This is a genomic window from Simplicispira sp. GW247-4R2A, from assembly GCF_059424465.1.
The window spans coordinates 16,387-42,221 of record NZ_JBWKZM010000035.1 but is presented as its reverse complement, the minus strand read 5'-3'; the positions used below and the strand labels follow the sequence as shown (position 1 = coordinate 42,221).

The window sequence follows — 25,835 nt, the reverse complement described above, 5'->3', positions numbered from 1 at the left end:
CACTCTCCCTGTCTTGTTTGCAATTCTGTACGATGGCTTGCCTATTGGAACCCACCGATGCGCTTCCAGTTGCCAAAATTCATCCACACGAAAAACGCCTTGCCGACAATATTGGCATCCGGGACAAAGCCCCAGTAGCGCGAATCGAGCGAATTGTCGCGGTTGTCGCCCATCATGAAATAGTGGCCCTGGGGCACCTTGCAGACCACACCTTCCACACTGTAGCGGCAGTTGTCCCGGTAGGCAAAATTGCTTGCGCCCTGGACGAAAGCCGGCACGTCGTCGTTGTTCAGCAGCTTGTGGGTGTGGCTTCCCAATTGCTCTTGAAATTGCTTGGAGTAGCGCGTGGCTTCTTCGTCAAAGAAATCGGGCACGGCCTCGGTCGGCACCACCTTGCCGTTGATGGTCAGGCGCTTGTTGAGGTAAGCCACCTCATCGCCCGGCAGCCCCACCACGCGCTTGATGTAGTCCAGGTTGGGCTGCGGCGGGTAGCGAAACACCATCACGTCGCCGCGCTGGGGCGCATGGCCTTCGGTCACCTTGGTGTTGAGCACCGGAAGGCGAATGCCATAGGCGAATTTGTTCACCAGAATGAGGTCGCCTACCAGCAAGGTCGGGATCATGGAGCCAGACGGAATTTTGAAGGGCTCAAACAGGAAAGAGCGCAGCAGGAACACAGCGGCGATCACCGGAAACAGCCCCGCCGTCCAGTCCAGCCACCAGGGCTGGGCCAGCACTTTCGTCCGCGCCTCCCCGACGTCGATGTCGTTGCGGGCGATGCCCTGGCGATCGAGCTCGGCCCGCCGTGCCTCGGCCGCCTGCTCGATGGCAAGCGCCGCCTTGCGCCGGCGCGGCAGAAAATACAGGCGCTCGGCCAGCCAGTAGGCACCCGTCACCACCGTGGCCAGGAACAACAGCAGAGCGAAATTGCCCTCGATGGCGCCAAAGTACCAGGCACCGATATACCCCGCGAACGCAGCGAGCAACAGCGACGTGAAAATCTGAACCAACTGCATCAATCTTCCACCTGCAAAATGGCAAGAAAAGCTTCTTGCGGCACTTCCACCGAACCAATCTGTTTCATGCGCTTCTTGCCCGCCTTCTGCTTTTCCAGCAGCTTGCGTTTGCGCGAAATGTCACCGCCGTAGCATTTGGCCAGCACGTTCTTGCGCAGCGCCTTGATGGTCTCGCGGGCAATGATGTTGGCGCCGATGGCCGCCTGGATGGCCACGTCGAACATCTGGCGGCTGATGATCTCGCGCATTTTGGCCACCACGGCGCGGCCCCGGTACTGGCTCTGGCTGCGGTGCACGATGATGGAGAGCGCATCGACCTTCTCGCCGTTGAGCAGGATGTCCACCTTCACCACATCAGCCGCGCGGTATTCCTTGAACTCGTAGTCCATGGAGGCATAGCCCCGGCTCACCGACTTGAGCTTGTCGAAGAAGTCGAGCACGATCTCGCCCAGCGGCATCTCGTAGGTCAGCATCACCTGGCGGCCGTGGTAGGCCATATTGATCTGCACGCCGCGCTTCTGGTTGGCCAGCGTCATCACCGGGCCGACATAGTCCTGGGGCATGTACAGGTGCACGGTGACGATGGGCTCGCGGATTTCCTGCAGCTTGCCCTGGTCGGGCATCTTGGCAGGGTTCTCCACCATCACCACTTCGCCGCCCGGCATGACCACCTCGTAGACCACGCTGGGCGCGGTGGTGATCAGATCCTGGTCAAATTCGCGCTCCAGGCGCTCCTGCACGATCTCCATGTGCAGCAGCCCCAGGAAGCCACAGCGAAAGCCAAACCCGAGCGCCTGCGACACCTCGGGTTCATAGTGCAGCGAGGCGTCATTGAGCTTGAGCTTCTCCAGCGCATCGCGCAACTGGTCGTATTCGCTCGCTTCGGTGGGGTAGAGCCCGGCAAACACCTGCGGCTGGATTTCCTTGAAACCTGGCAGCGCCTTCGTTGCCGGCCCGGCATTGTTGGGCAGTTTTTTCTCAAGCGTGATGGTGTCGCCCACCTTGGCCGCCTGCAACTCCTTGATGCCGGCAATGATGTAGCCCACCTGCCCAGCCTCAAGGCGGTCGCGCGGCTCGTTGGCTGGCGTGAAAACCCCCAGATTGTCGGCGTTGTAGACCGTGCCGGTGGCCATCATCTTGAAACGCTCGCCCTTGATGAGGCGGCCATCGACCACGCGCACCAGCATGACCACACCCACGTAGCTGTCAAACCAGCTGTCAATGATCATGGCGCGCAGCGGCCCCTCGGGCTCACCCCGTGGGGCCGGAATCTTGGCCACGATGGCCTCCAGGATTTCATCGATGCCCATGCCGGTCTTGGCCGAACAGGGAATGGCATGCTCGGCGTCGATGCCGATCACGTCCTCGATCTCCGCCTTGGCGTTCTCGGGGTCGGACTGCGGCAAGTCCATCTTGTTGAGGACTGGCAGCACTTCCACGCCCAGATCCAGCGCGGTATAGCAGTTGGCCACCGTCTGTGCCTCCACGCCCTGCGAGGCATCGACCACCAGCAGCGCACCTTCGCAGGCCGAGAGCGAACGGCTCACCTCATAGGAAAAATCGACGTGGCCGGGCGTGTCGATCAAATTCAGGTTGTAAATCTGGCCATCCTGCGCCTTGTATTGCAGCGCGGCCGTCTGCGCCTTGATGGTGATGCCACGCTCTTTTTCGATATCCATCGAATCGAGCACTTGGGCCTCCATCTGACGGTCAGCCAAGCCACCACAGCGCTGGATCAAGCGGTCTGCCAGGGTGGATTTACCGTGGTCAATGTGCGCAATGATGGAAAAATTACGAATGTGCTTCATCAACGGGAGGTTCGGAAAGGCGCGAGTGGCGCGGCACGCATGAAAAATGTCCGCTGTCAAGTCTTTGATGTAGACGGACAGTTCCGTAAAAGGTCTTATGGAATAACAGGTTAGTCCATATTTTGGTCGCTACGCATCCTTGCTGATTTGCGAGCTAGGTGCCACATAGGCGCTTTGCAGTGGCAAACGTAAGGATGTCTCAGCGAGCAAAGTCGCATCATCAAAGTTTCGGTCTATCACCATCTTCCTACAGAAGGCAGTTCGAGAAGGGCGTTTATCGTGTTTGCCCCCCCCAATCTGCCAATCGATAGCTCGTAAGCGCTCAATTGACGACGTCTGGTATTGAAGGCTGAACGTTGGCAGGCTTGCGTCCGCAAAGACTTTGCGGACGCAAACATGATCCAAGACGAGATTGACCTATTTCCGCTGCAGGCGGTGCGAGTCCGCTCCAATGGGAAGCGCGACTACGAGCCAGCGGCCAAGCGGCGTCTGATTGAGTTCTGCCTTCAATCGGGAGCATCGGTTTCGGGCACGGCTCTCAAGGCTGGCATCAACGCTAATCAGTTGCGCAAATGGATTCGGGAGTACCGAGATTCAGCGCAGGCGCGAGGTGCATTGCCGGCATTCGTGCCGGTTGTCCAGGAGGTTCTGGATTCGCGGCCGATCGAGACACCTGCAAAGGTCGTGGTGCCTCGCCGCGAAGCGGCCTCAGCGACTGCCGATTCGCCACCGCAGCGAGCGCTACCGCTGGCACTCTTGAGCGCGAAGCTACCCAACGGGGTATCACTCGAGCTCGAATGCGACGAGCGACACGTGGCGCTCGTAAGGGCAATGATCGAAGCCCTGAATGGAGGCCATTGATGTTCCGCCTCGACGCTGGGCTGCGGGTGTACCTGCATCGCGACGCTGTGGACTTCCGTAAGAACATCAACGGCCTGGCACTGCTGGTCGAGCAGGCGCTCGGGCTGGATCCGTTTGCATCTGCTGTATTTGTGTTCCGCAACCAGCGGGCCGATCGCATCAAGATTCTCGGCTGGGATCGCAACGGCTTCTGGCTACTGTTGAAGCGATTGGAGGCGGACCGGTTTGCTTGGCCACGCGAGGCGTCGGTGGCCACGCTGACGGTCGAACAGTTGCACTGGCTGCTCGAGGGAATCGACATCGAGGCGATGCGCCGGCACCCGCACCGAGAATACCATCGCGCTGCGTGAACGCTGCTTGGCGGCAGCGGTCTAACCCGCCATGCCATCCACGCCCGTCACCGTTACCGCCGCCGAGCTGCAACTGTTGCGAGACGCCGAGCGCGAGCTCAAGGCAATACTCGCGGAACGCGAGGCAATCAAGGGCGAGCTGCGTGTGATGACGGTCCAGCGAGACCTGCTCTTGGAACAGCTCAAGGCGTTCCAGCGTAAGCTGTTCGCCGCCAAGAGCGAGGCGCGAGGCTCGGAGCAGAAGGACTTGTTCCTCAATGAGGCCGAAGCCATGGCGGCAGCGGCCGCGCAGCCGGCGCAGGAAGAAGAAGGTACGCCCGAGACCGAAGTGGCCGGGCACACACGCAAGAAGCGTGGCCGTAAGCCGCTCGACCCGGCGCTGCCCCGTGTCGAGGTTCGTCACGAACTACCCGAATCGGAACGCGTCTGCCCCCTCGATGGCCAGACTCTGGTCGAGATTGCCGTTGAGGTCAGCGAACAGCTCGACATCGTGCCGCAACAGGTCCGCGTGATCCAGCACCAGCGGGTCAAGTACGCCTGCCCATGCTGCGACTGCGGCATCAAGACGACGCCGGCACCGGCACGCATTATTCCCAAGGGACTCCTTACCGAATCGGCGCTGGCCTGGTGCATCACCTCGAAGTATCAGGATGGCCTGCCGCTGTACCGCCAGGCAGCGCTGCTGCATCGCTTCGGCGGGGACCTCTCTCGCGGCACCCTGGCCGCAAGCATAGTGCGAGTAGGCCAAGCGGTGCAGCCAATCATCAACCTGCTGCGTGACCATCTGCTGGAAGCAGACGTCGTGTACGGTGATGAGACAACGGTACAGGTGCTCAAGGAGTCCGGCAGGCCTGCCCAGAGAAAGAGCTTCCTATGGGCGCAGATGAATGGCACGGGCCCGCCGGTACGGTTGTTTGCCTATAGCCCCACACGCGAGACAAAGCAGGCTACGGCTCTCTATGCCGGCATCAAGCCTGGGTCGGTGTTGATGACCGACGGCTATGCACCATACGACGACGTCGCAAACACCTATCAGTTGGTGCACCTCGGATGCTGGGCGCACGCGCGGCGCTACCTGGTCGAGGCGGAGCAAGCCTTGCCCAAGGACAAGCGCGCCGACCACACGGTCACCGGATTCCTGCAGCGCATCGGCAAGCTGTTTGCCATCGAACGCCACACGCTCGAGATGAGGCCGGAACAACGGCAGCAAGTTCGCGCCGAACAAAGCCAGCCGCTGCTGGCCGAGATCGAAACGATGCTGCTGCAACACCTGCATACCGTACTGCCGCAAAGCCTGTTCGGCAAGGCGCTGCACTACCTGCATGGGCAGTGGCCAAAGCTCGTGCGCTACATCGAGAACGGAACTTGGCCGATCTCGAACAATCCCTGCGAGAACGCGATTAGGCCATTCGTGATCGGACGGAGAAACTTCCTCTTCTGCGACACCGTGGCCGGTGCCAACGCCAGCGCAAGTCTTTACTCACTGGTGGAAACCTGCAAGGCCAACGACGTCGATCCGTATCAGTATCTCGTTGCCTTGTTCAAGGCGTTGCCACACGCACAGACCGCCGACGACTACGAGGCTCTGCTGCCCTGGACGCTCAAGTCCTCAGACGCCTAGCGGATACCGCCGGCGGCCGCAAGGGACGCCCTCAAAAGACCGCTTACGATAGCTCGCACCGTCGAAGCCGATGATGCGGGCGATCCATTTCGATGTGGCACTTGCGCCTGCGTCCGGTGATGTTGGCCGCGTGTGTCCTGTGCCAATGGGATCGCGCCCATGGGGCGCTTGCGCAACGCGAAGGCTGAGGCGGGCGGTAGGATGCTCTCGAAGCGTTCGCCCCAACGAGGTCTGCTTCTATGGGGCATGCCAGTGCAAGCGACTGCTGGAGGCGCAGTAATCACATGGGAGCCGTGTCGATGGGTTGTTCAGGCTCGGCACGCGAGCAGTACTGCTCTACCCACTTCACGGACTGAGCGATGCCTCCGAATGGAAAGAAATGCAGGCTCACCTTTCCATGTGCTTCGGTCAGGCGGGTGGTCAGACTATCCACAAAGAGATCCGGGCCTGCTATGCCGAACAGCTTGCTGATCGAGATGCCGTACTTGGACAACATCGACGCGCATGCGCTAACGCCACACAAGGCGGCATAGCGCGCCAGCACCGCCACGCCTGCAGGGCCCGGCACGCCCACGCGTCGTACGGGATGTTCGACGCCACGCCCGCGCAGGGCTTCCAGCCAGGCCAGCACGATGTCGGCATCGAAGGCAAATTGCGTGACGATCAAGGGCGCCATGCCGCGCCCTTCGATGCAGCGACACTTGTGTTCGAGCACTTTCCAACGATCAGATGTGCTCATGACCGGATGGCCCTCGGGATGGCCACCCACGCCGACCATCTGAATGCCCGAGCGCTCGAACACGCCTGATTCGATCAGTGACCTTGCCCCTGTCGCTGTGGAATATCAAACCAAGTGGCGGGCGTCGGCGCCACTTCGCCATGGCCAGTGCGTCCTTGACCAGGCCCGTCTGCATATGCGGCTGCAGGCTCCAGCCCACCACCTGACGGCTGAACAGGTCAATGACCGCAGCCAGGTACAGCCAGCCCTCGCCGGTCTGGATGTAGGTGATGTCACCACACCAGAGTTGATTGGGCTCCTGCGGATTGAATCGCCGCTGCACCAGGTCGGGCGCCACCGGCAGGCTGTGCTTGCTGTCGGTCGTCACCACAAACTTGCGTTTGGTCTTGGCACGAATTCCGTGCTGCTGCATGAGCTTTCGCACCCGGTCTTTGCCCACCCGGATTCCACGGGCCAACAATTCTTTGTGCATCCGCGGCCAGCCATATTCCCCCTTGACCTCGGCATGGATGGCACGGATGTGTGCCAGCAGGGCTTCGTCGCTGAGACGGTGTGCCGGCCCACCTTGACCAGACTCACGCCGGTGCAGCCAGTTGAAGTAACCGCTGGCACCGACCTCCAGCACCTCGCATGACACGCTCACCGGGTACTGCCGTCTCATTTGGTGTATCCAGGCGTACCTCGCAGCGTGTCCTGCGCGAAGTACGCCGCGGCTTTTTTTGCGATGTCACGCTCCATACGAAGACGTGCCACCTCGGCGCGCAGACGAGCTATCTCCATCTGCTCGGGGGTGACCTTCACAGCCTTGCCAGTGACGTCCCCACCGTCGAGCTTGCCCTTGGCGGCCAGCCTCACCCAGTTGCTCAGGCTGGCCTTGGGGATACCCAGAACCTTGGCCACAACCGCAATGGCCTGTCCTGCCTTCACTTGGCGAACCGCCTCCAGTTTGAATTCCTGCGTGTACTGCGCACGCACCTGCTTTGCTGCTGTCATTCCTTGACTCCTTGTCGACATTTTCAACAAGGGCTAAGAACTCCACTTTTCAGGGGCAACCTCACTGCTGTGCACTTGATCGACGGGCACACAGCTGCACCACGCCCTCACACATCAAGGCATCAGGCTTTGTAGCCGGCCAAGATCTGCCTACTCTCGATTTGCAGGTGTCAGGGCAGTCTTGCCGAACCCACGCAGTCAACGTTCCTCGACCCGGATAACCCAAAGCCCTCATCGTTGCAGCAATACAGCGATCATGGGCGAGGTAATGAGCAATAGCCACCTGCCTTTGCTGCAGCGAATATTTTGGTGCTCTTGGAGCTTGGCTTGCTGGCAAATCCTGATGCTTCAGGTAGTGCTGATACCAGCCTTTCAATGCGTTCTTGGTTGGGTACCCCAACTGGCGAATCGTGGCTCTGACACGCAAGCCAAGCTTGATGTAAAGCGCAACTGCACGAATCCTGTCTGCGTATGAGTACATGAACTACCTCCCCTGGTAGTCCAAGTTTTTGTCCGCATCCCCGGCGGGTCAGTTCTGCGTGGAAATCAACAGCCTAGATTCATTGAGATGCATCAAAGCAGTCTATCGGCGACAACGCACCTCGTCGTCTGCGTGAACTCTAAGGCAGACCCTAAAGGGGCGAGGGAGACACTTTCGGCGGTGCATCTCAACACTCTGCGCAGTGCGGTTGTATTAGACCTAGGGTTCAGCCGTGCAGTCCAAGAACTCGCAAAGCAGCGTCACCTCTACTACGAGCCGAATGTAATGACCTCAGCTGAAACGTCCTGGGTTGAAACCACTATCAGAGGCCAAGAACGATCAGTGTTGTAGCCTGACCCCTCGAAGTATCTGGTGTTTGCCATGCGCCCATTTGGGCTTACCCCATGAGCTGCGCCGTGCAGAGAACATCATCGCTAAACCACTTCGATGATGACTCAAGTCATTTCCCCTTGGCGAGCAGGATGGCATCACACGGGCAGGTTGCACCCAGCCATAGGACATAGGCTCTGAAGCCGCGCCCATTTCAGCTGGCGTGCAAACCGCCGAGCAACCATACCTATGCTGCCGCGCTGGCCTCGACAGCAACATCACTCAAACTCTCGCCCCTGAGTGAGCGGACTAGGTTCTCAGCAGCCCGCATTTCAATTTCGAACCGTACGCGTCTCACAGCCGAGCCGATGTGGGGAGTGAGTACTGTTCTGGCGTTGTTGGTCAATCCCGGATGAATTTCGCGAGGTCTGTCTGGAAGTAGCCAATCTTCCATCTCATAGACGTCAGCGGCGTACGCGCCAAGTTGCTCATTCGCCAAGGCATCGACAACCGCCCTTTCGTCGACCACAGACCCCCTACCCACGTTTACAAGGATCTGGCCCTTTTTCGATAGTTGAAGCATCCTGGAGTCAACCAGGTGGCGCGTATCGCTAACAAGAGGCACTGCCAGGAACACATAGTCCGATGTGCTGACAGCCTCATCAAGCGTGACCAGTTCGACCTGATCTAGACGCACACTTGGGTCTACACCAAGCAGCCGCGCGCAGCCAAAGCCCGCGAGTCGCGCCAATATGGCCTGCCCAACTTTTCCGAGACCGATCACGCTGGCCACCGACCCATGAAGCCCGGTTCCGTATAGAGCTGGCCTCCACCCAGAGTAGCCTGCTCTTGTAGCGGCGTCACCCTGAAGCACGTTCCTGCCAGCAGCAATAGCCAATCCGATGGCCAGCTCGGCTGTGGGCTCTGTGAGGAGGTCAGGAACAAAGGTGACGCTCACCCCGGCTTGTGCGCAAGCCCTCAGGTCGAAGTTGTCGTACCCCTTGAGTGCACAGGAGATGGTCTTGAGCCTGGGAGCGTTCAGCAGCGACTCTTTGGTCACACTGTCTGTCATGAAGGCCATCATGGCATCAGCATCCACGAGGTACTCCCTGAGCTGGCTGGGGCTCCAGGGGTCAGGCCCTGGATTCATGATGACCTCACCCTCAGCCTGGAGCTTCCTTAGAACCTCTTCATGAACTGGCTGCGTTACGACGATTTTCCGATGATTCATTTTTCGATTTACTTGAGACGCTTTCGCAGCATCGATCCAATGCTGTCAACCACGAGGACACAGGCAAGAATCGACAGAAGGATGGCTGAGACCTCGTCATACTTGACAAGGCGAAGTGCTGCCATCAGCTCGAAGCCGATGCCACCTGCACCGACAATGCCAAGTACTGCGGAGGCCCTGAAGTGGTACTCCCAGCGATAGATGGTTATGTCTGCCAACTGTGGAAGGACTTGGGGGATAACGGCATGCGAGATGACCTGAAAGCGGCTTGCGCCTACCGCAGCAGCTGCTTCAAGTGGCTTCGGATCCACGTGCTCAATGGCTTCCGCGTAAAACTTTGCGACCATTCCCGTGGAATGCAACGCTAGTGCGAGCACCCCAGGTAGAGCACCAAACCCTACGGCTGCCACGAACAGAATGCCAAGAATGATTTCTGGCACGGACCGGAATGCCGCCAGGATGACTCTGGCCACTCTTCCCACCAAAGGATTGGGGGTGGTGTTTGGAGCCGCCAGGAGCGCCAGCGGAAGTGAAAGCACGATAGTCAGTGCTGTGCCGGCAATCGACATCGCCAAGGTGTCCCTCAGCGGGATGACCCAGTGCTCCCAGCGGTCGAAGTTGGGAGGGACCATCTCAGATGAGAGCTGCTTGACAGCCGGGGCGCCTTCGATGAACCGCTGTGCATCGAAGAACCCCGTGACGTACAGGGCTACAAGGCAAACCAGAAGGACGAACGCTGTATTGCGCAGTCCAATGAACTGCTCCCGCTTGTCGCGACTGATGATGTTCTCGAATGCAGCCGAGGTCATTGCATACGGCCCAAATCAAGCTTCAGGATGGTTGCGGTATCCCTAAGGACGTCATATGCAGCGTCATCAGTGGCGGCAAACGCCTGGACACGAAACGCCTTGAGCACCTCAGCATCCTTCATGTCCAGAAAGGCAGAGCGGATGGCAGCTTTGAGCTCAGGCTTGAGGTCCCCCTGCATGACGACCGGATAGTTTGGAATGGGAGCAGAAAGGTCAAGCTGAACAATCTTCGTGGCATCAATGCTTCCTCGAGCGATGAGGTTGTCCAGAATCGGCTTGGACAGAGCCCCGGCTGGAATCTGACCCGACTGCACCGCACGTGCGACCGCGTCATGTGCCCCAAGGTGAACTGGCCGATAGTCCTTCTCACCATCAAGCTTGTACTTCTTGAGCAGGTGTGCACGTGGTGCAAGGTGGCTTGATGTGGACGCCTGGTCGCCAAATCCGAAGGGCTTGCCGCGCACGTCTTCAAGCGTTTTCACCGGCCCTCCGGCCGTTGCGATGAGGACCGACTGGTATGTGGGCGACCCACGTTCAACGCCCACCGCAAAGGGCTCAATCCCGGACGCCTTAGATTTGGCCAAAACGTACGAAAACGGTCCAAAGTACGCTACCTCAATCCGACCGAACCGCATTGCCTCGATCATCGAGGAGTAATCGGTAGTCACCACAATCTCAACATCCTTCTTGAGCTGCTGTTCAAGATAGCGCTTAAGAGGCTGCGCGTTCTGGATGATGCTGGCAGCGTTCTCATCTGGAAGAAGGGCGACACGAAGCTTTGATGGATCCTTTCCCTGCGCATGAGCCCACAGAGGAAGGAGTGCAGCAAAAGAAGCTGCGCTGACAACAAGAGAGAAGTTACGGCGATTCAGCATGGCAAGAGCTCCTTGGTTTGACTGGATTGAAGAGTTCGGGGGCTATCAGTGGACGCACTCGTGTTGGAAGCGTTGGACTGCTTTGCATAGAGGTTCCGCGCAACATCAGGACTCAGCTGCTCTGCCCTACCCTCGAATACAACAGCTCCCTGGCGGAGCCCAATGATTCGGTCTGCAAACGAGCGCGCGAGCTCCACCTGGTGAAGACTCACGATTGCGGTGAGGTGGTCCTTTTTGCAGATCTCATGCAACAAGGTGAGCACGCTATGTGCGGTTGCCGGGTCCAGGCTGGCAACAGGCTCATCGGCCAGCAGGATTCGTGGCTTCTGTATTAGCGCCCTAGCTATGCCTACGCGCTGCTGCTGCCCCCCAGACAAGGCATCAGCCCGGGAGAGCGCCTTTTCGAGCAGCCCGACACGCTCAATCACTGTGAGCGCCTCCAGCTTGTCCTTCTTGCTCCACGGCCATAGCGAAGCGAATGCACCCCTGTCACCGAGCTTTCCCATCAGAACATTCCTGAGGACCGACTGACGTCCAATCAGATGATGCTGCTGGAAAACCATCCCACAGCGCTTGCGGTGCTCTCTCAGCGTCTTTGCGTTGACTACCCCACCTGCCAGGCCAGGTATCGATACCTCGCCTTTTGTGGGCAGCACCAGTCCATTGATGCTTCGTAACAAGGTGGACTTCCCTGCGCCCGAGGCGCCCAGAAGCACCAAAAACTCTCCCTGCTTCACATCCAGACTCGTCGGGTGCAAGGCCACGGTCGAGTCAACGTAGCGGACGGAAACTCCCTTGAGACTCAGAACGTCTCGGTCCTTCTCCAACTTCATGTTGTTACCTTTGCAAGTTTCTGCCTGCGAGCAGCGCGAGAGCGCTTATGACGCACATTTGCCGCAGAAAGAAGTTCGATACGGCTAGGCATGCGTGCAGTTTGTTCGTGGAACGTGTCATCAATATGAAACTTGCACCCCGAAAAATAGGGGTATCTATAGATAACACCTATGTCTGGACTCACGCTACTTGCGGCTTTGAAAGCCTTTGATGCGACGGCAAGGGCCGGAAGCATGACTGCTGCTGCGAAGCTGCTTGATCTACAGCAGCCCACCATCTCAGCGCATATTCAGCGCCTGGAGAATGAGTACGGCGTGGAGCTTTTTCTTCGTCAAGGCCGCCGGCTTGAGCTGACTACCTTTGGCAGGACTCTGCTGGACTACACGCGGCGGGCATTCAGCGGCGAGGAAGATGCGCACGCCCTTTTGGCAGCAGCCAAAAACCGATTCGTCGGGCGTCTTGTGATTCACGCGATCGGCCCGTACAACGTAGTCCCTGTTCTGAAGGCCTTCGGGAGCCGCCATCCCCAGGTCGAGGTCTCTGTCCGTGTAGGCGACTCCCGCTCAATCACGGAAAAGCTCCTCGACTACCAGGGTGATGTCGGCGTGGTCCTCAATCACGCCGAGCACCCCGAACTCCATTGCATGCCATACAGGTCACAGCGCCTGGTGGTCTTTGCGAACCGAGAGCACGCCCTAGCCCGGTGCGGTGAGATAGTGCTCAAGGACCTTCAGAGCCAGCGCTTCGTCATACGTGAGGAAGGTTCAACGACAAGAAGAGTCTTCGAGAGCGAGCTAATTGCCCGCAATATCAACATCCAGGTTGCGCTGGAGATGGGAAGCCGGGAGGCTGTCCGCGAGGCAGTCGCACAAGGAATAGGACTAGGCGTCGTTGCCGAGACAGCCTATTGATCCGGCACGGTTTATTGCAGAGTCCCGATGCCGTTCAACTTGAGCCCGTCGAGGGGCTTCGACACCTCAGCCCGAGCAAGGTTTACGAATAAAGCCTGCCGGATCAATATGTTCCAGATCCGCGTCTTGTGAAGCTGAAGATTCTGGATACAGCAATGGCCACCCACGTCGACTTCATCTGTCGTCGCGAACGACAGAACGCTCCGCTGATAGCAACGATTTTCGACTTGGCAAAAGAGGTGAGAAGAGGCCTGGCCTAAAGATTCACGAACTTGGCGACAGGGCCCGAGTGGATCATTCATGCCAAGCCTATCGTTAGCAGCCATGCTGTCAGTCAAACAGGCCTAGATGGCTGCGCCTGTGGGAAGTGACTCCGTTGGATCCACTCTTACTCTTCGTCGTAGCCAATACCGTTGGACCATCGACAAGCTCCCTGTACAGCTTGTATCTTGGAGCGACGTACGGAGTTAGGGGAGCGCTTGGCTACACGCTCGGCACCAGTCTTGGCTTCTCCATCGTCGTCACTACCAGCTCCGTGCTAGTCGCGGTTGCCTATGAGATTCCTGCTGGCGGGCAATTTGGCCTAAAGCTGTTCGCGTCTGGCTATACCGCGTGGATTGCAAGCAAGTGCTTGCGTACTGCCTGGACGTCCAGCCGTGATTCCACCAAGGCTCTTGCCTTCACCAAGCTTGGGGCCTATGACGGTGCCATTCAGCAACTCGCAAACCCACGAGGGTGGGCCCTCGCCACTGTCTCAGTGGTCGGGTTCTCCGACGCCCAAGTCCCACCGTTGATGGAGGGGTCGTCTCAGAAAACGGAAAATAAAGCACGCTAAGCCGGTGGCAGCGGTCGCAATGGCCTGAACTTCCCCGCACCGACCTTGGCACTGCTGCGCCATAGGTAATCGCCGGTCAGGTTGATATGCTCCCACCCCGTATGCGTCCGGCAAACCCATCTTGAGATAGCCTGTTCGAGCAGGCATCGTGTGCACGATGGAGATCATGCACACCATGGCGAACGAGGCGATCGCCCCAAACCCCAAGCGGCGCTTCTACAGTCCAGAACTCAAGGTCCAGGTCGTGGCGCAATGCCGGGCGGATGGCGCGTCGATTGCGGCTGTGGCCCTGGCCCACGGCATCAACGCCAACATCGTTCATCGCTGGCTACGCGAGCACCCGGCGGCGGCGCCCAAACCCATCAATCCGTTCATCCCGCTGAACCTTCCCTCGCCTGAGGTTGCGGACGCCGCACCTGTTCGCGTGGCGGGGAGTCCCTCGGCGGACATTCGCGTCGAGATCCGGCGCGGCACAGGCGTTATCACGGTGAGCTGGCCTGTCGAGGCGTCGTCGTCCTGCGCGGACTGGCTGCGGGATTGGCTTCGGTGATCCGGATCGACGCAGCCTGGCTGGCCACCACCCCGCTGGACATGCGCGCCGGCACGGATACGGCACTCGCCCGAGTCATCGCCGTCTTCGGCGCCGCCCATCCCCACCATGCCTACCTGTTCGCCAACAAACGCGCCAACCGCATCAAGATCCTGGTGCACGACGGCATCGGTATCTGGCTGGCCGCACGCCGACTGCACCAGGGCAAGTTCATCTGGCCCCTGGCCGGTGGCTCCAACCATGCGCTGCAGCGCCAGCAGCTCGATGCGCTGGTCATGGGCCTGCCCTGGCAGCGCCTGGCCGACGGCGGCGTCATCACCGTGGTCTGACTCTCCGGCAGCGATGGGTACTTGCCAATTGGTGCATGCGCCAATGGTGCACGCGTTTCGGTGCGGGCATCATGACGGCCATGGTGGTGGAGCCGCAATCTCTGGAAGGGCTGAGCGCCGATCAACTGCGCGAGATGGCTGCCCGCCTGATCACGCAGCTGCGCCATCAGGGCGCCTTGCTGGAGAAGCTCACCCACGAGAATGCGCTGCTCAAGCGCATGAAGTTCGCCGCACAGTCTGAGCGCTTCAACCCCGAGCAGAAGAGCCTGTTCGAAGACGAGATCGAGGCCGACCTGGCGGCCGTGGCCACCGAGATCGACGCCCTGCAGCAGGAGCCAGCGGCGGCGAACCTGCAGGAGAAGAAGCAGCCCAAGCGGCTTGCGCTCCCGGCGCACCTGCCGCGCCGCGACATTCACCACGAACCCGAGTCCACCACCTGCCGTACCCCGGGTTGCGGCTGCCAGCTCAAACGCATAGGTGAGGACGTGGCCGAGAAGCTGGACTACGTGCCGGGCGTGTTCAGCGTGGAGCGTCACATCCGCGGCAAGTGGGCCTGCTCCCAGTGCGAAACTATCACCCAGGCGCCGGTGGATGCTCACGTCATCGACAAAGGCATCCCCACCGCCGGCCTGCTGGCCCAGGTGCTGGTGGGCAAGTACGCCGATCACCTGCCGCTGTACCGCCAGGAAGCGATCTTCGGGCGTGCCGGGCTGGCCATCCCGCGCTCGACCCTGGCGCAGTGGGTGGGCACATGCGGGGTGCGGCTACAGCCGCTGGTGGATGCGCTCAAGGCTGAGATCCTGCAACGCTGCGTGCTTCACGCGGATGAGACGCCGGTGGCGATGCTCAAACCGGGGGAGGGTAAAACGCACCGCGCCTACCTGTGGGCCTACGCTCCAGGGGCGTTCGAGAACATGAAAGCCGTGGTCTACGACTTCTGTGAGTCGCGTGCCGGCGAGCACGCCCGGGCATTCCTGGGGGAATGGAGAGGCAGCCTGACCTGTGACGACTTCAGCGGCTACAAGGCGTTGATCGCCAGCGGGGTGACGGAGGTAGGTTGCCTGGCGCATGCGCGCCGCAAATTCTTCGACCTGCACGCGGCCAACAAGAGTCAGATCGCCGAGTTCGCGCTGCAGCAGTTCGCCCGGGTTTACGACATCGAGCGCGAGGTCAGGGAGCTCGATGCCACGCTGCGCCGGGACATTCGGCGCAGGCAGACCCAGCCGGTGCTCGACGCCTTGCACGAATGGATGCAGCTGCAGCGCCAGAAGGTGCCGGATGGATCGGCCACCGCCAAGGCACTGGACTACAGCCTGCGGCGCTGGGAGGCGTTGACCCGGTTCGTCGATGATGGCCAACTGCCCGTGGACAACAACTGGATGGAGAACCAGATCCGACCGATCGCCATTGGCAGGAACAACTGGCTGTTTGCCGGCAGCCTGCGTGCGGGCCAGCGGGCGGCGGCGGTGATGAGCCTGATCCAGTCGGCGCGCATGAACGGGCACGATCCGTATGCCTATCTCAGGGACGTCCTCACACGGCTGCCCACGCATAGGGCCAGCCGTATCGAGGAGCTCTTGCCGCATTGCTGGCAACCCGCGACCTGACGCCAGGGCTGGTAGCCTTGGGGAATGAGCACGCTCAAGAAACCTCGGCGCTCCTCCACCCCGCAGCGCGTCTATCAACTGCACGTTGAACTGGAATACCTGGAGCCGGCCATCTGGCGGCGGCTGTGGGTGCCCGACACATTGACGCTGGACAAGCTCGACCGTGTCATCCAGACGGCCATGGGCTGGAAGAACGCGCACCTGCACGCCTTCACCGTGGGCCAGGTGCGCTACGCCGCTTCTGATCCGGACTGGTCCTCCCGCATCGAGACCCGAGATGAGCGTCTGTGTGACCTGGCGGCGGTGCTGGCGGACGGCACCGGCGAGTTCATCTACACCTACGACTTCGGTGACGACTGGCGCCACCGCATCCGGGTGGAGGCCACCTTGGAGCCTGGCGAGAAGAATCGCAGGCCGTTGTGTGTGGCGGGCGCCAATGCCTGCCCACCCGAGGACGTGGGTGGCCCACCTGGCTACAGCGACTTCCTGCAGGCCATCACGGACCCAGTGCATCCGCAGCACCTGGACATGTGGAAATGGAATGGTGGCCCCTTCGATCCAGCGGGCTTCGACCTCAATGGCGTCAATGCCGCCATGCGCAAGCTGCGCCTGTAGTCATCCGGTCAAGATGGGTTGGCCGGACGCTTACCCCACCCCAGCGGGGACAGATATTGCAGCAACGTGTCGTCCAGCGCCTTGCCGTGGGCACGCAAAGCACTGGTGGCACGCTCCAGATAGACCGTGTTCCACAACACGATGGCCGCCGTCACCAGATTGAGGCCGCTGGCCCGGTAGCGCTGCTGCTCAAAACTGCGGTCGCGGATTTCACCCAATCGGTAGAAGAAGACCGCCCTGGCCAGCGCGTTGCGCGCCTCGCCCTTATTCAGCCCCGCATGGACGCGGCGGCGCAGCTCCACGCTTTGCAGCCAATCCAGAATGAACAGCGTGCGCTCGATGCGCCCCAGCTCGCGCAGGGCGACGGCCAAGCCGTTTTGGCGCGGATAGCTGCCGAGCTTGCGCAGCATCAGCGAGGCCGTCACCGTGCCCTGCTTGATCGAAGTGGCCAGCCGTAGGATTTCATCCCAATGAGCGCGAATAGCCTTGATGTTCAGCCTGTCGCTGCTAATCATCGGCTTGAGTGCATCGTAGGCAGTATCGCCCTTGGGAATGAACAGCTTGGTGTCGCCCAGGTCGCGGATGCGCGGCGCGAACCGGAATCCCAGAAAGTGCATCAGGCCGAACACATGATCGGTGAAGCCCGCCGTGTCGGTGTAGTGTTCCTCGATACGCAAGTCAGACTCGTGGTACAGCAGGCCATCGAGCACATAGGTCGAGTCGCGCAAGCCGACGTTGACCACCTTGGCGCTGAAGGGCGCGTATTGGTCGGAGATATGGGTATAGAACGTCCGCCCAGGGCTACTTCCATACTTCGGATTGATATGCCCGGTGCTCTCTGCCTTGCTGCCGGTTCGGAAGTTCTGGCCGTCCGACGATGACGTGGTGCCGTCGCCCCAGTTTCCGGCGAAGGGTTGTCGAAACTGTGCGTTCACCAGCTCGGCCAGCGCCGTCGAATAGGTTTCGTCGCGAACGTGCCAGGCTTGCAGCCAAGACAGCTTGGCGTAGGTGGTGCCAGGGCAGGACTCGGCCATCTTGGTGAGCCCAAGATTGATACCATCAGCCAGAATCGTCGTCATCAGCAAGGTTTTGTCCTTGGCCGTGTCGCCGGTCTTCAGGTGTGTGAAGTGGCGCGTGAAGCCCGTCCATTCATCGACCTCCATCAGCAACTCGGTGATCTTGAGGTGCGGCAGCAACATCGCCGACTGGTCAATCAAGGCTTGCGCGGCGTCTGGCACCGCTGCGTCCAGCGGCGTGATCTTCAGGCCCGATGCAGTGGTGATGATGGCATCCGGTAAGTCGTTGGTCGCCGCCATGCGGTTGACTGTGGCGAGTTGCGCCTCCAATAATTCCAGTCGGTCATGCAGATATTGGTCGCAGTCGGTGGCCACGGCCAGTGGCAATTCGCTGGCCAGCTTCAGGGTGGCGAACTTCTCGATCGGCACCAGGTATTCGTCGAAGTCCTTGAACTGGCGCGAACCCTGCACCCAAACATCACCAGAGCGCAGTGCGTTCTTCAGCTCCGACAGGGCGCATAACTCGTAGTAACGCCGGTCAATACCCTCGTCGGTCAGAACCAGCTTTGCCCAGCGCGGCTTGATGAATGCGGTTGGCGCATCGGCGGGCACCTTGCGCGCGCTGTCGCTGTTCATGCCGCGCAGCACGTCGATGGCATCGAGCACACCCTTGGCGGTGGGCGCGGCGCGCAGTTTGAGCACGTCCAGGAACTGCGGCGCATAGCGGCGCAGCGTGGCGTAACTCTCGCCGATATGGTGCAGGAAATCAAAATCGGCAGGCCGCGCCAGCGTTTGCGCCTCGGTGACGTTGGCGGCGAAGGTGTCCCACGGCATGACCGCTTCGATGGCGGCGAACGGATCGCCGCCGCTTTGTTTGGCTTCAATCAGCGCCTGACCGATGCGCCCATACATCCGCACCTTGTCGTTGATCGCCTTGCCGGAAGCCTGGAACTGCTGTTGATGCTTGTTCTTGGCCGCATTGAACAGCTTGCCGATGATGCGGTCGTGAAGGTCGATGATTTCATCAGTGACGGTGGCCATGCCCTCGATGGCCAGTGCTACCAAGGTGGCGTAACGCCGCTGCGACTCGAACTTGGCCAGGTCGGCGGGCGTCATCTGGCCGCCCTCGCGGGCGATCTTGAGCAAGCGGTTTTGGTGTACCTGCCGTTCGATGCCAGCAGGTAGGTCAAGCGCCTGCCAGGCTTTGAGGCGTTCGATGTGTTCAAGCATGTGGCGCGAGTTCGGCTTGGCGGGCGATTGGCGCAGCCATGCCAGCCACGTCAATTTGCTGCCGTCCTTGCGCTTGAGAAGTTCGTCCAGGCGCTGACGGTGGAGCGATAACAAAGAATCGGTCAACGCCGCGTAAATGCGCCGGTTGGCACGGGTGATGGCCTCGGCGCTCGCGCGCTCGATGGCATTCATGGCGGGCAGGATGATGCTCTGGCGCCGCAGGTTTTCGACAAGGGCGCTGGCCAGCACAATGCCTTTATCGGTCTGCAAGGCCAGCTCGGTCAATGTATGCACGGCTTGCCGGTAGTGACTCATGGTGAAGGGCTTGAACCCGAACACCGTTTGCAGCTCGACCAAGTGCTCCCGCCGTGTCTGCTCGCGCTGGCCGTAATCGTTCCAGCTTTCCACCGGCACCTTGAGTTGTGCGGCCACCATGCGCAGCAGGGGCGGAAATGGAGGTTCATCGACGCCCAAGAAGATGCCAGGGAATCGCAAGTAGCAAAGCTGCACGGCGAAGCCCAATCGATTCGCGGCGCCGCGACGCTGACGGATCACCGACAGGTCGGTTTCGTTGAACGTGTAGTGCCGTATCAGTTCGTCTTTGGCATCTGGCAGTGCCAGCAGACTTTCGCGCTCGGTGGCGGACAGGATTGAGCGGCGTGGCATGGTCAGTCTTCCCGCAGGTACTGGTACAAGGTTTCGCGGCTGATGCCGAAGTCACGGGCCACCAAGGTTTTTTGGTCGCCTGCCGCAACTCGCCGTTTCAACTCGGCAATTTGTTCGCTGTTCAGCGATTTCTTTCGTCCCCGGTAGGCACCGCGCTGCTTGGCCAGCACGATTCCCTCGCGCTGACGTTCGCGGATCAGGGCGCGCTCGAACTCAGCAAAGGCTCCCATGACCGACAGCATCAGATTGGCCATCGGTGAGTCCTCGCCGGTGAACGTCAGCCCTTCTTTGACGAACTCCATGCGCACGCCCCGTTGTGTCAGCCCTTGGACGATGCGGCGCAGGTCATCAAGGTTGCGTGCCAACCTGTCCATGCTATGCACCACCACGGTGTCGCCCTCGCGGACGAAGGCCAGCAGCCTTTCAAGTTCGGGACGTTGTGTGTCCTTGCCTGAAGCCTTATCGGTGAATACCTTGCCGACTTCTATTTGTTCCAGTTGTCGATCAGGATTCTGGTCGAAGCTGCTGACGCGGACGTAGCCGATACGTTGACCTTGCAAGATGCCTCCAAAGGTAAAAATGTCAGGATGAAATCTATTACCCTTGACTGAATGTGTCAATAAATATAAATTCACACTCTACTCTGACGTTGTTTGTGCTCAACATCTGACATCAGGTTAGGGCATAGCCTTTGTCATTTTCAGAAGGCGACTGCACACTTTTCAGCAGTGCTATGCACTACAAAAACAGTCGGCCCTATCTCGGCATGATTGTTCAGTCGATGCCGAACGGTTACAATGGCAAGCTTCATTAACTGCGGAGTTCCCAAGTGGGCACTTGTTCGAGTGACAGTAGTCAGCCGGTTCCAATGACCGGCACCCCCTCGGCAAGATAACGCGCAGGCTCCCCTGCCCCTATCTCGCCGAACGCGAGAGGTGGCAACCACGTCGCAGCATCCGCTGCACGTCCCCCTCCCAGACAACTGATCGGCTGATCGCCTATGGCGATCAGTTGCGAACATCGCTTGCCTAAGTCGGCAAGCGGGTTTGTCGTGTGCATCCCTATGCGATGCCACACGATGAACCGTGCGCGCGACAGGACTTCGCCTCGACCCGAGAGGAGAACGCTGTGCGCATGACCCGTTTTCGACATCCCGGCCGCTTCGGCGCGGCCTACCCGCCACTCCGGCCCGCACTGCTGAGCGCAGCGCTACTGACCGCCCATACCGCCCACGCGGCGCGCCCCATGATTACCGACGATGCCCGCATCGTCGATGCCAAAGCGTGCCAACTTGAGAGCTGGATCAAGAAGAATCCAGACGGCACCGAAATCTGGTCGCTGCCAGCCTGCAATTTCACCGGCAATCTGGAGCTAACCTTGGGCGGTGCCGCCACCCGAGAAGCAGGTCGTGCCCAAACCACAGATGTCGTTATGCAGGGCAAGACCCTGTTCAAAGCCATGGATACCAATGGCTGGGGCATTGGCTTGGCCGCAGGCACGGTTCGCCATCCTGTGGCAAACACCCGCGATTGGTACGCCTACGTGCCGACCAGCTTTTCATTCCGTGACGATGCCGTGGTCGTGCACACCAATTTGGGCTGGCTGCGCGAGGGAGAAACGCGACGCAACCGCTTGACCTGGGGCCTGGGCACCGAAGCCCGGCTTGCCGAACGCACCTGGCTGATCGCAGAGACGTTCGGGCAGAGCCAAGGCAAGCCCTTTCATCAACTTGGCCTACGTCACTGGCTGGTTCCAGATCGCGTCCAACTGGATGCGACCTATGGCAACCGCAACGGTGGCGAGAGCAGCGAGCGATGGCTTTCCATCGGTTTGCGCCTGCTCTCGGTGCCGTTCCTGCCGTGACGCCATGGCTGTCACAGGACCTTAGCAAACTATGCCCGACCCTGAATATTGGCCGCCTGCCTGAGCACACTTTCACCAGTGTGAAGCGGGCAGGCCGCCCCGGAGAACAAGAATGAACTTCACACTGCTGAAAGAGCTGTTCGCAGGCTTCCTGCGTACCCGCCACCTTGCCCGGCACTTCCGCCGCCTTGCGCTGCTGGACACCATCGCCCAAACCGGCGTCAGCCGCGAGGTGCCGCCAGCGCTCACCCAGACCTTGGTAAACGCCGCCACGGCCGAGACTGATGCCCTGCTGCGGCAACTGGACAGCCACGCCGATGGCTTGTCCGAGTCGCAAGCCGAGGCTGTTCGTGCCCGCGTCGGCCTGAATGAGGTCGAACATGAGAAGCCGCTGCCGTGGTGGACACACTTGTGGCACTGCTACAAGAACCCGTTCAACCTGCTGCTGACACTGCTGGCCATCATTTCCTACCTCACTGATGATATGAAGGCCACCGTGGTGATTGGCACCATGGTCGTGCTCTCGACCCTGTTGCGCTTTTGGCAGGAAGCCAAGTCCAACAAGGCCGCCGACGCGCTCAAGGCCATGGTCAGCAACACGGCCACGGTCATCCGCCGCGATCTGTCCGAGGACGCCGCGCCGATCTTCGAGCAGTACTACGGCGCACATCTGCATGTGAAAGACGCCAAGCGTATCGAGCTGCCGATCAAGCTGCTGGTACCCGGTGATCTGATTGTGCTCTCAGCGGGCGACATGATCCCGGCGGACTGCCGCGTCATCACCGCCAAGGATCTGTTCGTGGCACAAGCCGCCATGACTGGCGAATCCATGCCAGTAGAGAAGTTCGCTGTCCAACGCGACGCGAAAGCGATCAATCCGCTGGAACTGGACAACATCCTGTTCATGGGCACCAACGTGGTGTCCGGCTCGGCCACGGCCGTGGTACTCGGCACCGGCAACGGCACCTACTTCGGTGCGCTGGCCAGCCGTGTCACTGCCACCGACCGCGCGCCCACCGCGTTCCAGTCCGGCGTCAACAAGGTGAGCTGGTTGCTGATCCGCTTCATGTTCGTGATGGCGCCGCTGGTCCTGTTCATCAATGGCTTCACCAAGGGCGACTGGATGGAGGCGCTGCTGTTTGCGCTTTCCATCGCTGTGGGCTTGACGCCCGAGATGCTGCCGATGATCGTGACCTCGACGCTGGCCAAGGGGGCTGTGTTCCTGTCGCGCAAGAAGGTCATCGTCAAGCGGCTGGATGCCATCCAGAACTTCGGAGCGATGGATGTACTGTGCACCGACAAAACCGGCACGCTGACCCAGGACAAGATTTTTCTGGCCCGTCACGTCGATGTCTGGGGTGAAGAGTCCGACGAGGTGCTGGAAGCCGCCTACCTCAACAGCTACTACCAGACCGGCCTGAAGAACCTGCTGGATGTCGCCGTGCTGGAGCACGCCGAGGTCCACCGCGAGCTGGAACCGGCCAAAAACTACCGCAAGGTCGATGAGATTCCGTTTGACTTCAACCGCCGCCGCATGTCGGTGGTGGTCAGTGAGCGAGAGGATCACCACGAGTTGATTACCAAGGGCGCAGTCGAGGAAATCCTCGCTGTCTGCTCGCGGGTGCGTCATGGTGACGCCATCGAGCCGCTGACGCCAGAACTACTGGCCCGCATTCGAGCAGTGACCGCCGAGTTGAACGAAGAGGGCCTGCGCGTGGTTGCCGTGGCGGCCAAAGAAGTCCCGCCGAGCAAAGAAACCTATGGTGTGGCCGACGAGTCGGAGCTGACCTTGATCGGCTATGTGGCCTTTCTCGATCCGCCGAAGGAATCCACCGCCCCAGCCATCAAGGCACTGGCCGAGCATGGGGTGGCCGTCAAAGTGCTGACTGGCGACAACGAGCTTGTCACGGCCAAGATTTGCCGCGAGGTCGGGCTGGAGCAGCAAGGCGTGCTGCTGGGCAGCGACATCGAGCGCATGAGCGACAAGGTACTGGCCGAGGCCGTCGAGTCACACAACGTCTTTGCCAAGCTGACGCCCTCCCACAAGGAGCGCATCGTGCGGCTCCTGAAAGCCAATGGTCATGTCGTCGGCTTCATGGGTGACGGCATCAACGACGCACCGGCATTGCGCACCGCCGACATCGGCATTTCGGTCGATACGGCAGTGGACATCGCCAAGGAAGCAGCCGACATCATCCTGCTGGAAAAGAGCCTGATGGTCTTGGAGGAAGGCGTGCTGGAAGGCCGCCGCACCTTCGCCAACATGCTCAAGTACATCAAGATGACGGCCAGCTCCAACTTCGGCAATGTGTTCTCGGTGCTGGTGGCGTCGGCCTTCATCCCCTTCCTGCCGATGTTGCCGATGCACCTGTTGGTGCAGAACCTGCTGTACGGCATTTCGCAGATCGCCATTCCGTTCGACAACGTGGATGAAGAGCTGCTGAAGAAACCGCAACGCTGGCAACCGGGCGACGTGGGGCGCTTCATGGTGTTCTTCGGGCCGATCAGCTCGATCTTTGACATCACCACCTACGCCATGATGTGGTTCGTGTTCAGTGCCAACACGCCCGAGGAGCAGACCCTGTTCCAGTCCGGCTGGTTCATCGTCGGCCTGCTGACGCAGACCCTGATCGTGCACATGATCCGCACGCCGAAGATTCCGTTCATCCAGAGTCGCGCCGCCACGCCGCTGCTGGTGATGACGGCGGTGATCATGGCCATCGGTATCTTTCTGCCGATGGGGCCGCTGGCGCACTACTTCAAGCTGCAAGCACTGCCGCCGCTGTATTTCGTGTTCCTGCCCCTGATCCTGCTGGCCTATATGGGACTGACCCAAGCCATGAAGGGTTTCTACTTCCGCCGCTACGGCTGGCAATAAGGAGTCGAGCATGGAGGCAATTCACAACATCAACCTGACCTCCCTGCTCGATACCCTGATCAGCCTCGCCGCCGCCTTTGTGCTTGGCGGGCTGATCGGCTTCGAGCGGCAGTACCGGCAACGCACGGCGGGGCTGCGCACCAACGTGCTGGTCGCAGTGGGCGCAGCCCTGTTCGTGGACATGGCCAATCGACTGCACGGCCACGATGGGGCCGTGCATGTCATGGCCTACGTGGTATCCGGTATCGGTTTCCTCGGCGCGGGCGTGATCATGCGCGAGGAGGGCAATGTACGCGGCCTGAATACGGCCGCTACGCTGTGGGGTTCGGCAGCGGTCGGCGCGGCAGCGGGTGCAGACCTGATCGTCGAGGCAGTGCTGGGGGCCTTGTTCGTACTGTCGGCCAACACCCTGCTGAGGCCCATCGTCAACACCATCAACCGCAAGCCGCTGGATGTGGAATCGGTCGAAGTCACCAATACGGTCTATGTGATCGCAGAACGCGCCCACCAGAAGATGGTCATGGCCCAGCTCGAAGAAGAGTTGGAACGCAGCAGCTATCCAACCCACGACCTCGATATTCACGCCTTCGGCGAAGAGGATGTCGAGATCGAGGCGACTTTGGCGGCGACATCCGTCGATGGCGATGAGTTGGATGCTTTGGTCAAACGGCTGGCTGCCCTACCGGCTGTCAGACAGGCATTCTGGAGTCCGAGTACCACGGAATGACTTGGCTCTATCCTGAACGACCCAGCAGTCTTTCGCCGTCAGGTCTCAATTCACCTTTTGGAGAGAGATGTCGGTACAGCGTCTGCCGGGTAATGCCGAGTTCTTGGCACAGGTCGCCGACCTTGGTTTCTGGCTGGCCCATTGCCGCCATTGCAAGCCGCAACTTGGCCGCCGTCATCTTGAAGGGGCGTCCGCCTTTGCGGCCCCGTGCCCGCGCCGAGGCCAGCCCTGCCACCGTGCGCTCGGCGATCAGCTCGCGCTCGAACTCGGCCAGTGCGGCGAAGATGCCAAAGACCAGCTTGCCGGCGGCGGTCGTGGTGTCGATGGCCGCGCCGTGGCCGGTCAGCACCTTGAGACCGACACCGCGCCCGGTGAGGTCATGCACGGTGTTGATAAGATGCCGCAGGTCGCGCCCGAGCCGGTCCAGTTTCCACACCACCAGCGTATCCCCCGGCCGCAGCGCCTTCAGACAGCTCGCCAGGCCGGGGCGATCTTCGCGCTTGCCAGATGCCTGATCCTCGTACAGATGCGCCGGATCGATGCCGGCCGCAATCAGCGCATCGCGCTGCAAGTCGGTGGCCTGCGAGCCGTCCGCCTTCGATACCCGCATGTAGCCGATCAGCATGCTTCACCTGTCACATATACGTTCGATTATGTGAC

The 25,835-nt window shown here is 60.4% G+C and carries 20 protein-coding genes and 3 pseudogenes; 11 read left to right on the top strand and 12 right to left on the bottom strand.

Annotated elements, in window-relative coordinates; genetic code table 11:
• Window positions 1-41: 41 nt before the first annotated feature.
• Together lepB and lepA are read right to left on the bottom strand one after the other, a co-directional pair.
• Complete coding sequence (gene lepB / locus AC07ZH_RS18625; protein WP_119108341.1) at window positions 42-1,016, bottom strand: signal peptidase I; 975 nt, start codon at window positions 1,014-1,016, stop codon at window positions 42-44.
• Complete coding sequence (gene lepA / locus AC07ZH_RS18620; RefSeq protein WP_119108342.1) at window positions 1,016-2,824, bottom strand: translation elongation factor 4; 1,809 nt, start codon at window positions 2,822-2,824, stop codon at window positions 1,016-1,018. The genes lepB and lepA overlap by 1 nt, the downstream gene beginning before the upstream one ends.
• A 396-nt stretch (window positions 2,825-3,220) precedes the next feature.
• Between lepA and tnpA (AC07ZH_RS18615) the strand changes: the two genes are divergently transcribed.
• From tnpA (AC07ZH_RS18615) to tnpC (AC07ZH_RS18605), 3 genes are read left to right on the top strand one after another with little or no spacing between them, the layout of a single operon-like run.
• A complete protein-coding gene (tnpA, locus tag AC07ZH_RS18615; protein WP_017514071.1) occupies window positions 3,221-3,685 on the top strand; it encodes an IS66-like element accessory protein TnpA in 465 nt (154 codons plus the stop codon).
• Window positions 3,685-4,035: an IS66 family insertion sequence element accessory protein TnpB gene (tnpB, locus tag AC07ZH_RS18610; RefSeq protein WP_017514072.1), complete on the top strand. Its 351-nt coding sequence runs from the start codon at window positions 3,685-3,687 to the stop codon at window positions 4,033-4,035. Before tnpA (AC07ZH_RS18615) ends, tnpB (AC07ZH_RS18610) begins: the two co-directional genes overlap by 1 nt.
• 31 nt (window positions 4,036-4,066) lie before the next feature.
• Window positions 4,067-5,656 carry an IS66 family transposase gene (tnpC, locus tag AC07ZH_RS18605; RefSeq protein WP_261542110.1) on the top strand — a complete coding sequence of 530 codons (1,590 nt, stop codon included), beginning with the start codon at window positions 4,067-4,069 and terminating at the stop codon, window positions 5,654-5,656.
• A gap of 280 nt (window positions 5,657-5,936) precedes the next feature.
• Here tnpC (AC07ZH_RS18605) and AC07ZH_RS18600 read toward each other — a convergent pair whose 3' ends face one another.
• The 7 genes and pseudogenes from AC07ZH_RS18600 to phnC form a co-directional block, all read right to left on the bottom strand.
• The gene (locus AC07ZH_RS18600) at window positions 5,937-6,395 is read right to left on the bottom strand and encodes a methylenetetrahydrofolate reductase (RefSeq protein ID WP_261542109.1); all 459 of its coding nucleotides are present in this window, start codon (window positions 6,393-6,395) and stop codon (window positions 5,937-5,939) included.
• A gap of 85 nt (window positions 6,396-6,480) precedes the next feature.
• Window positions 6,481-7,409, bottom strand: a pseudogene (locus AC07ZH_RS18595) (IS3 family transposase); the annotation flags it as partial.
• Window positions 7,410-7,452: 43 nt separating this feature from the next.
• Window positions 7,453-7,869, bottom strand: a pseudogene (locus AC07ZH_RS18590) (IS3 family transposase); the annotation flags it as partial.
• A 577-nt stretch (window positions 7,870-8,446) separates the two neighbouring features.
• Entirely contained in the window at window positions 8,447-9,430 is a 984-nt protein-coding gene (locus AC07ZH_RS18585) for an NAD(P)-dependent oxidoreductase (protein ID WP_011517523.1), read from the bottom strand.
• Window positions 9,431-9,438: 8 nt separating this feature from the next.
• Complete coding sequence (gene phnE / locus AC07ZH_RS18580) at window positions 9,439-10,239, bottom strand: phosphonate ABC transporter, permease protein PhnE (RefSeq protein WP_003056093.1); 801 nt, start codon at window positions 10,237-10,239, stop codon at window positions 9,439-9,441.
• Window positions 10,236-11,114: a phosphate/phosphite/phosphonate ABC transporter substrate-binding protein gene (gene phnD, locus AC07ZH_RS18575; protein WP_003056094.1), complete on the bottom strand. Its 879-nt coding sequence runs from the start codon at window positions 11,112-11,114 to the stop codon at window positions 10,236-10,238. Before phnD ends, phnE begins: the two co-directional genes overlap by 4 nt.
• Entirely contained in the window at window positions 11,108-11,947 is an 840-nt protein-coding gene (phnC, locus tag AC07ZH_RS18570; RefSeq protein WP_003056095.1) for a phosphonate ABC transporter ATP-binding protein, read from the bottom strand. The genes phnD and phnC overlap by 7 nt, the downstream gene beginning before the upstream one ends.
• Before the next feature lie 171 nt (window positions 11,948-12,118).
• Here phnC and AC07ZH_RS18565 point away from each other — a divergent pair, with 171 nt between their 5' ends.
• The 5 genes from AC07ZH_RS18565 to AC07ZH_RS18545 all read left to right on the top strand — a co-directional run bounded on the left by AC07ZH_RS18565 (window position 12,119) and on the right by AC07ZH_RS18545 (window position 16,795).
• On the top strand, window positions 12,119-12,859 hold the full coding sequence (locus tag AC07ZH_RS18565) for a LysR substrate-binding domain-containing protein (RefSeq protein WP_261542106.1): 741 nt from the start codon (window positions 12,119-12,121) through the stop codon (window positions 12,857-12,859).
• A 992-nt stretch (window positions 12,860-13,851) separates the two neighbouring features.
• On the top strand, window positions 13,852-14,244 hold the full coding sequence (gene tnpA, locus AC07ZH_RS18560) for an IS66-like element accessory protein TnpA (protein WP_020228948.1): 393 nt from the start codon (window positions 13,852-13,854) through the stop codon (window positions 14,242-14,244).
• Complete coding sequence (tnpB, locus tag AC07ZH_RS18555) at window positions 14,241-14,573, top strand: IS66 family insertion sequence element accessory protein TnpB (protein ID WP_020228947.1); 333 nt, start codon at window positions 14,241-14,243, stop codon at window positions 14,571-14,573. Before tnpA (AC07ZH_RS18560) ends, tnpB (AC07ZH_RS18555) begins: the two co-directional genes overlap by 4 nt.
• An 83-nt stretch (window positions 14,574-14,656) precedes the next feature.
• Complete coding sequence (gene tnpC / locus AC07ZH_RS18550) at window positions 14,657-16,180, top strand: IS66 family transposase (RefSeq protein ID WP_413773168.1); 1,524 nt, start codon at window positions 14,657-14,659, stop codon at window positions 16,178-16,180.
• Window positions 16,181-16,204: 24 nt separating this feature from the next.
• On the top strand, window positions 16,205-16,795 hold the full coding sequence (locus tag AC07ZH_RS18545; protein ID WP_020228945.1) for a plasmid pRiA4b ORF-3 family protein: 591 nt from the start codon (window positions 16,205-16,207) through the stop codon (window positions 16,793-16,795).
• A 35-nt stretch (window positions 16,796-16,830) separates the two neighbouring features.
• Here the strand turns inward: AC07ZH_RS18545 and AC07ZH_RS18540 are convergent.
• Window positions 16,831-19,707: pseudogene (locus tag AC07ZH_RS18540) on the bottom strand (Tn3 family transposase); the annotation flags it as partial.
• Window positions 19,708-19,709: 2 nt separating this feature from the next.
• The gene (locus AC07ZH_RS18535) at window positions 19,710-20,267 is read right to left on the bottom strand and encodes a recombinase family protein (protein ID WP_001162010.1); all 558 of its coding nucleotides are present in this window, start codon (window positions 20,265-20,267) and stop codon (window positions 19,710-19,712) included.
• 574 nt (window positions 20,268-20,841) lie between these two features.
• Here AC07ZH_RS18535 and AC07ZH_RS18530 point away from each other — a divergent pair.
• From AC07ZH_RS18530 to AC07ZH_RS18520, 3 genes are all read left to right on the top strand, one after another.
• Entirely contained in the window at window positions 20,842-21,570 is a 729-nt protein-coding gene (locus AC07ZH_RS18530) for a PA4824 family protein (protein WP_261542123.1), read from the top strand.
• Window positions 21,571-21,682: 112 nt separating this feature from the next.
• Entirely contained in the window at window positions 21,683-24,448 is a 2,766-nt protein-coding gene (gene mgtA / locus AC07ZH_RS18525) for a magnesium-translocating P-type ATPase (protein WP_261542124.1), read from the top strand.
• A 10-nt stretch (window positions 24,449-24,458) separates the two neighbouring features.
• Window positions 24,459-25,175 carry an MgtC/SapB family protein gene (locus AC07ZH_RS18520; protein WP_261542125.1) on the top strand — a complete coding sequence of 239 codons (717 nt, stop codon included), beginning with the start codon at window positions 24,459-24,461 and terminating at the stop codon, window positions 25,173-25,175.
• Window positions 25,176-25,182: 7 nt separating this feature from the next.
• On the opposite strand, the gene AC07ZH_RS18515 is transcribed toward AC07ZH_RS18520, so the two are convergent.
• Window positions 25,183-25,800, bottom strand: coding sequence for a recombinase family protein (locus AC07ZH_RS18515; protein ID WP_261542126.1), 618 nt, complete (start codon window positions 25,798-25,800; stop codon window positions 25,183-25,185).
• Between the last annotated feature and the right edge of the window lie 35 nt (window positions 25,801-25,835).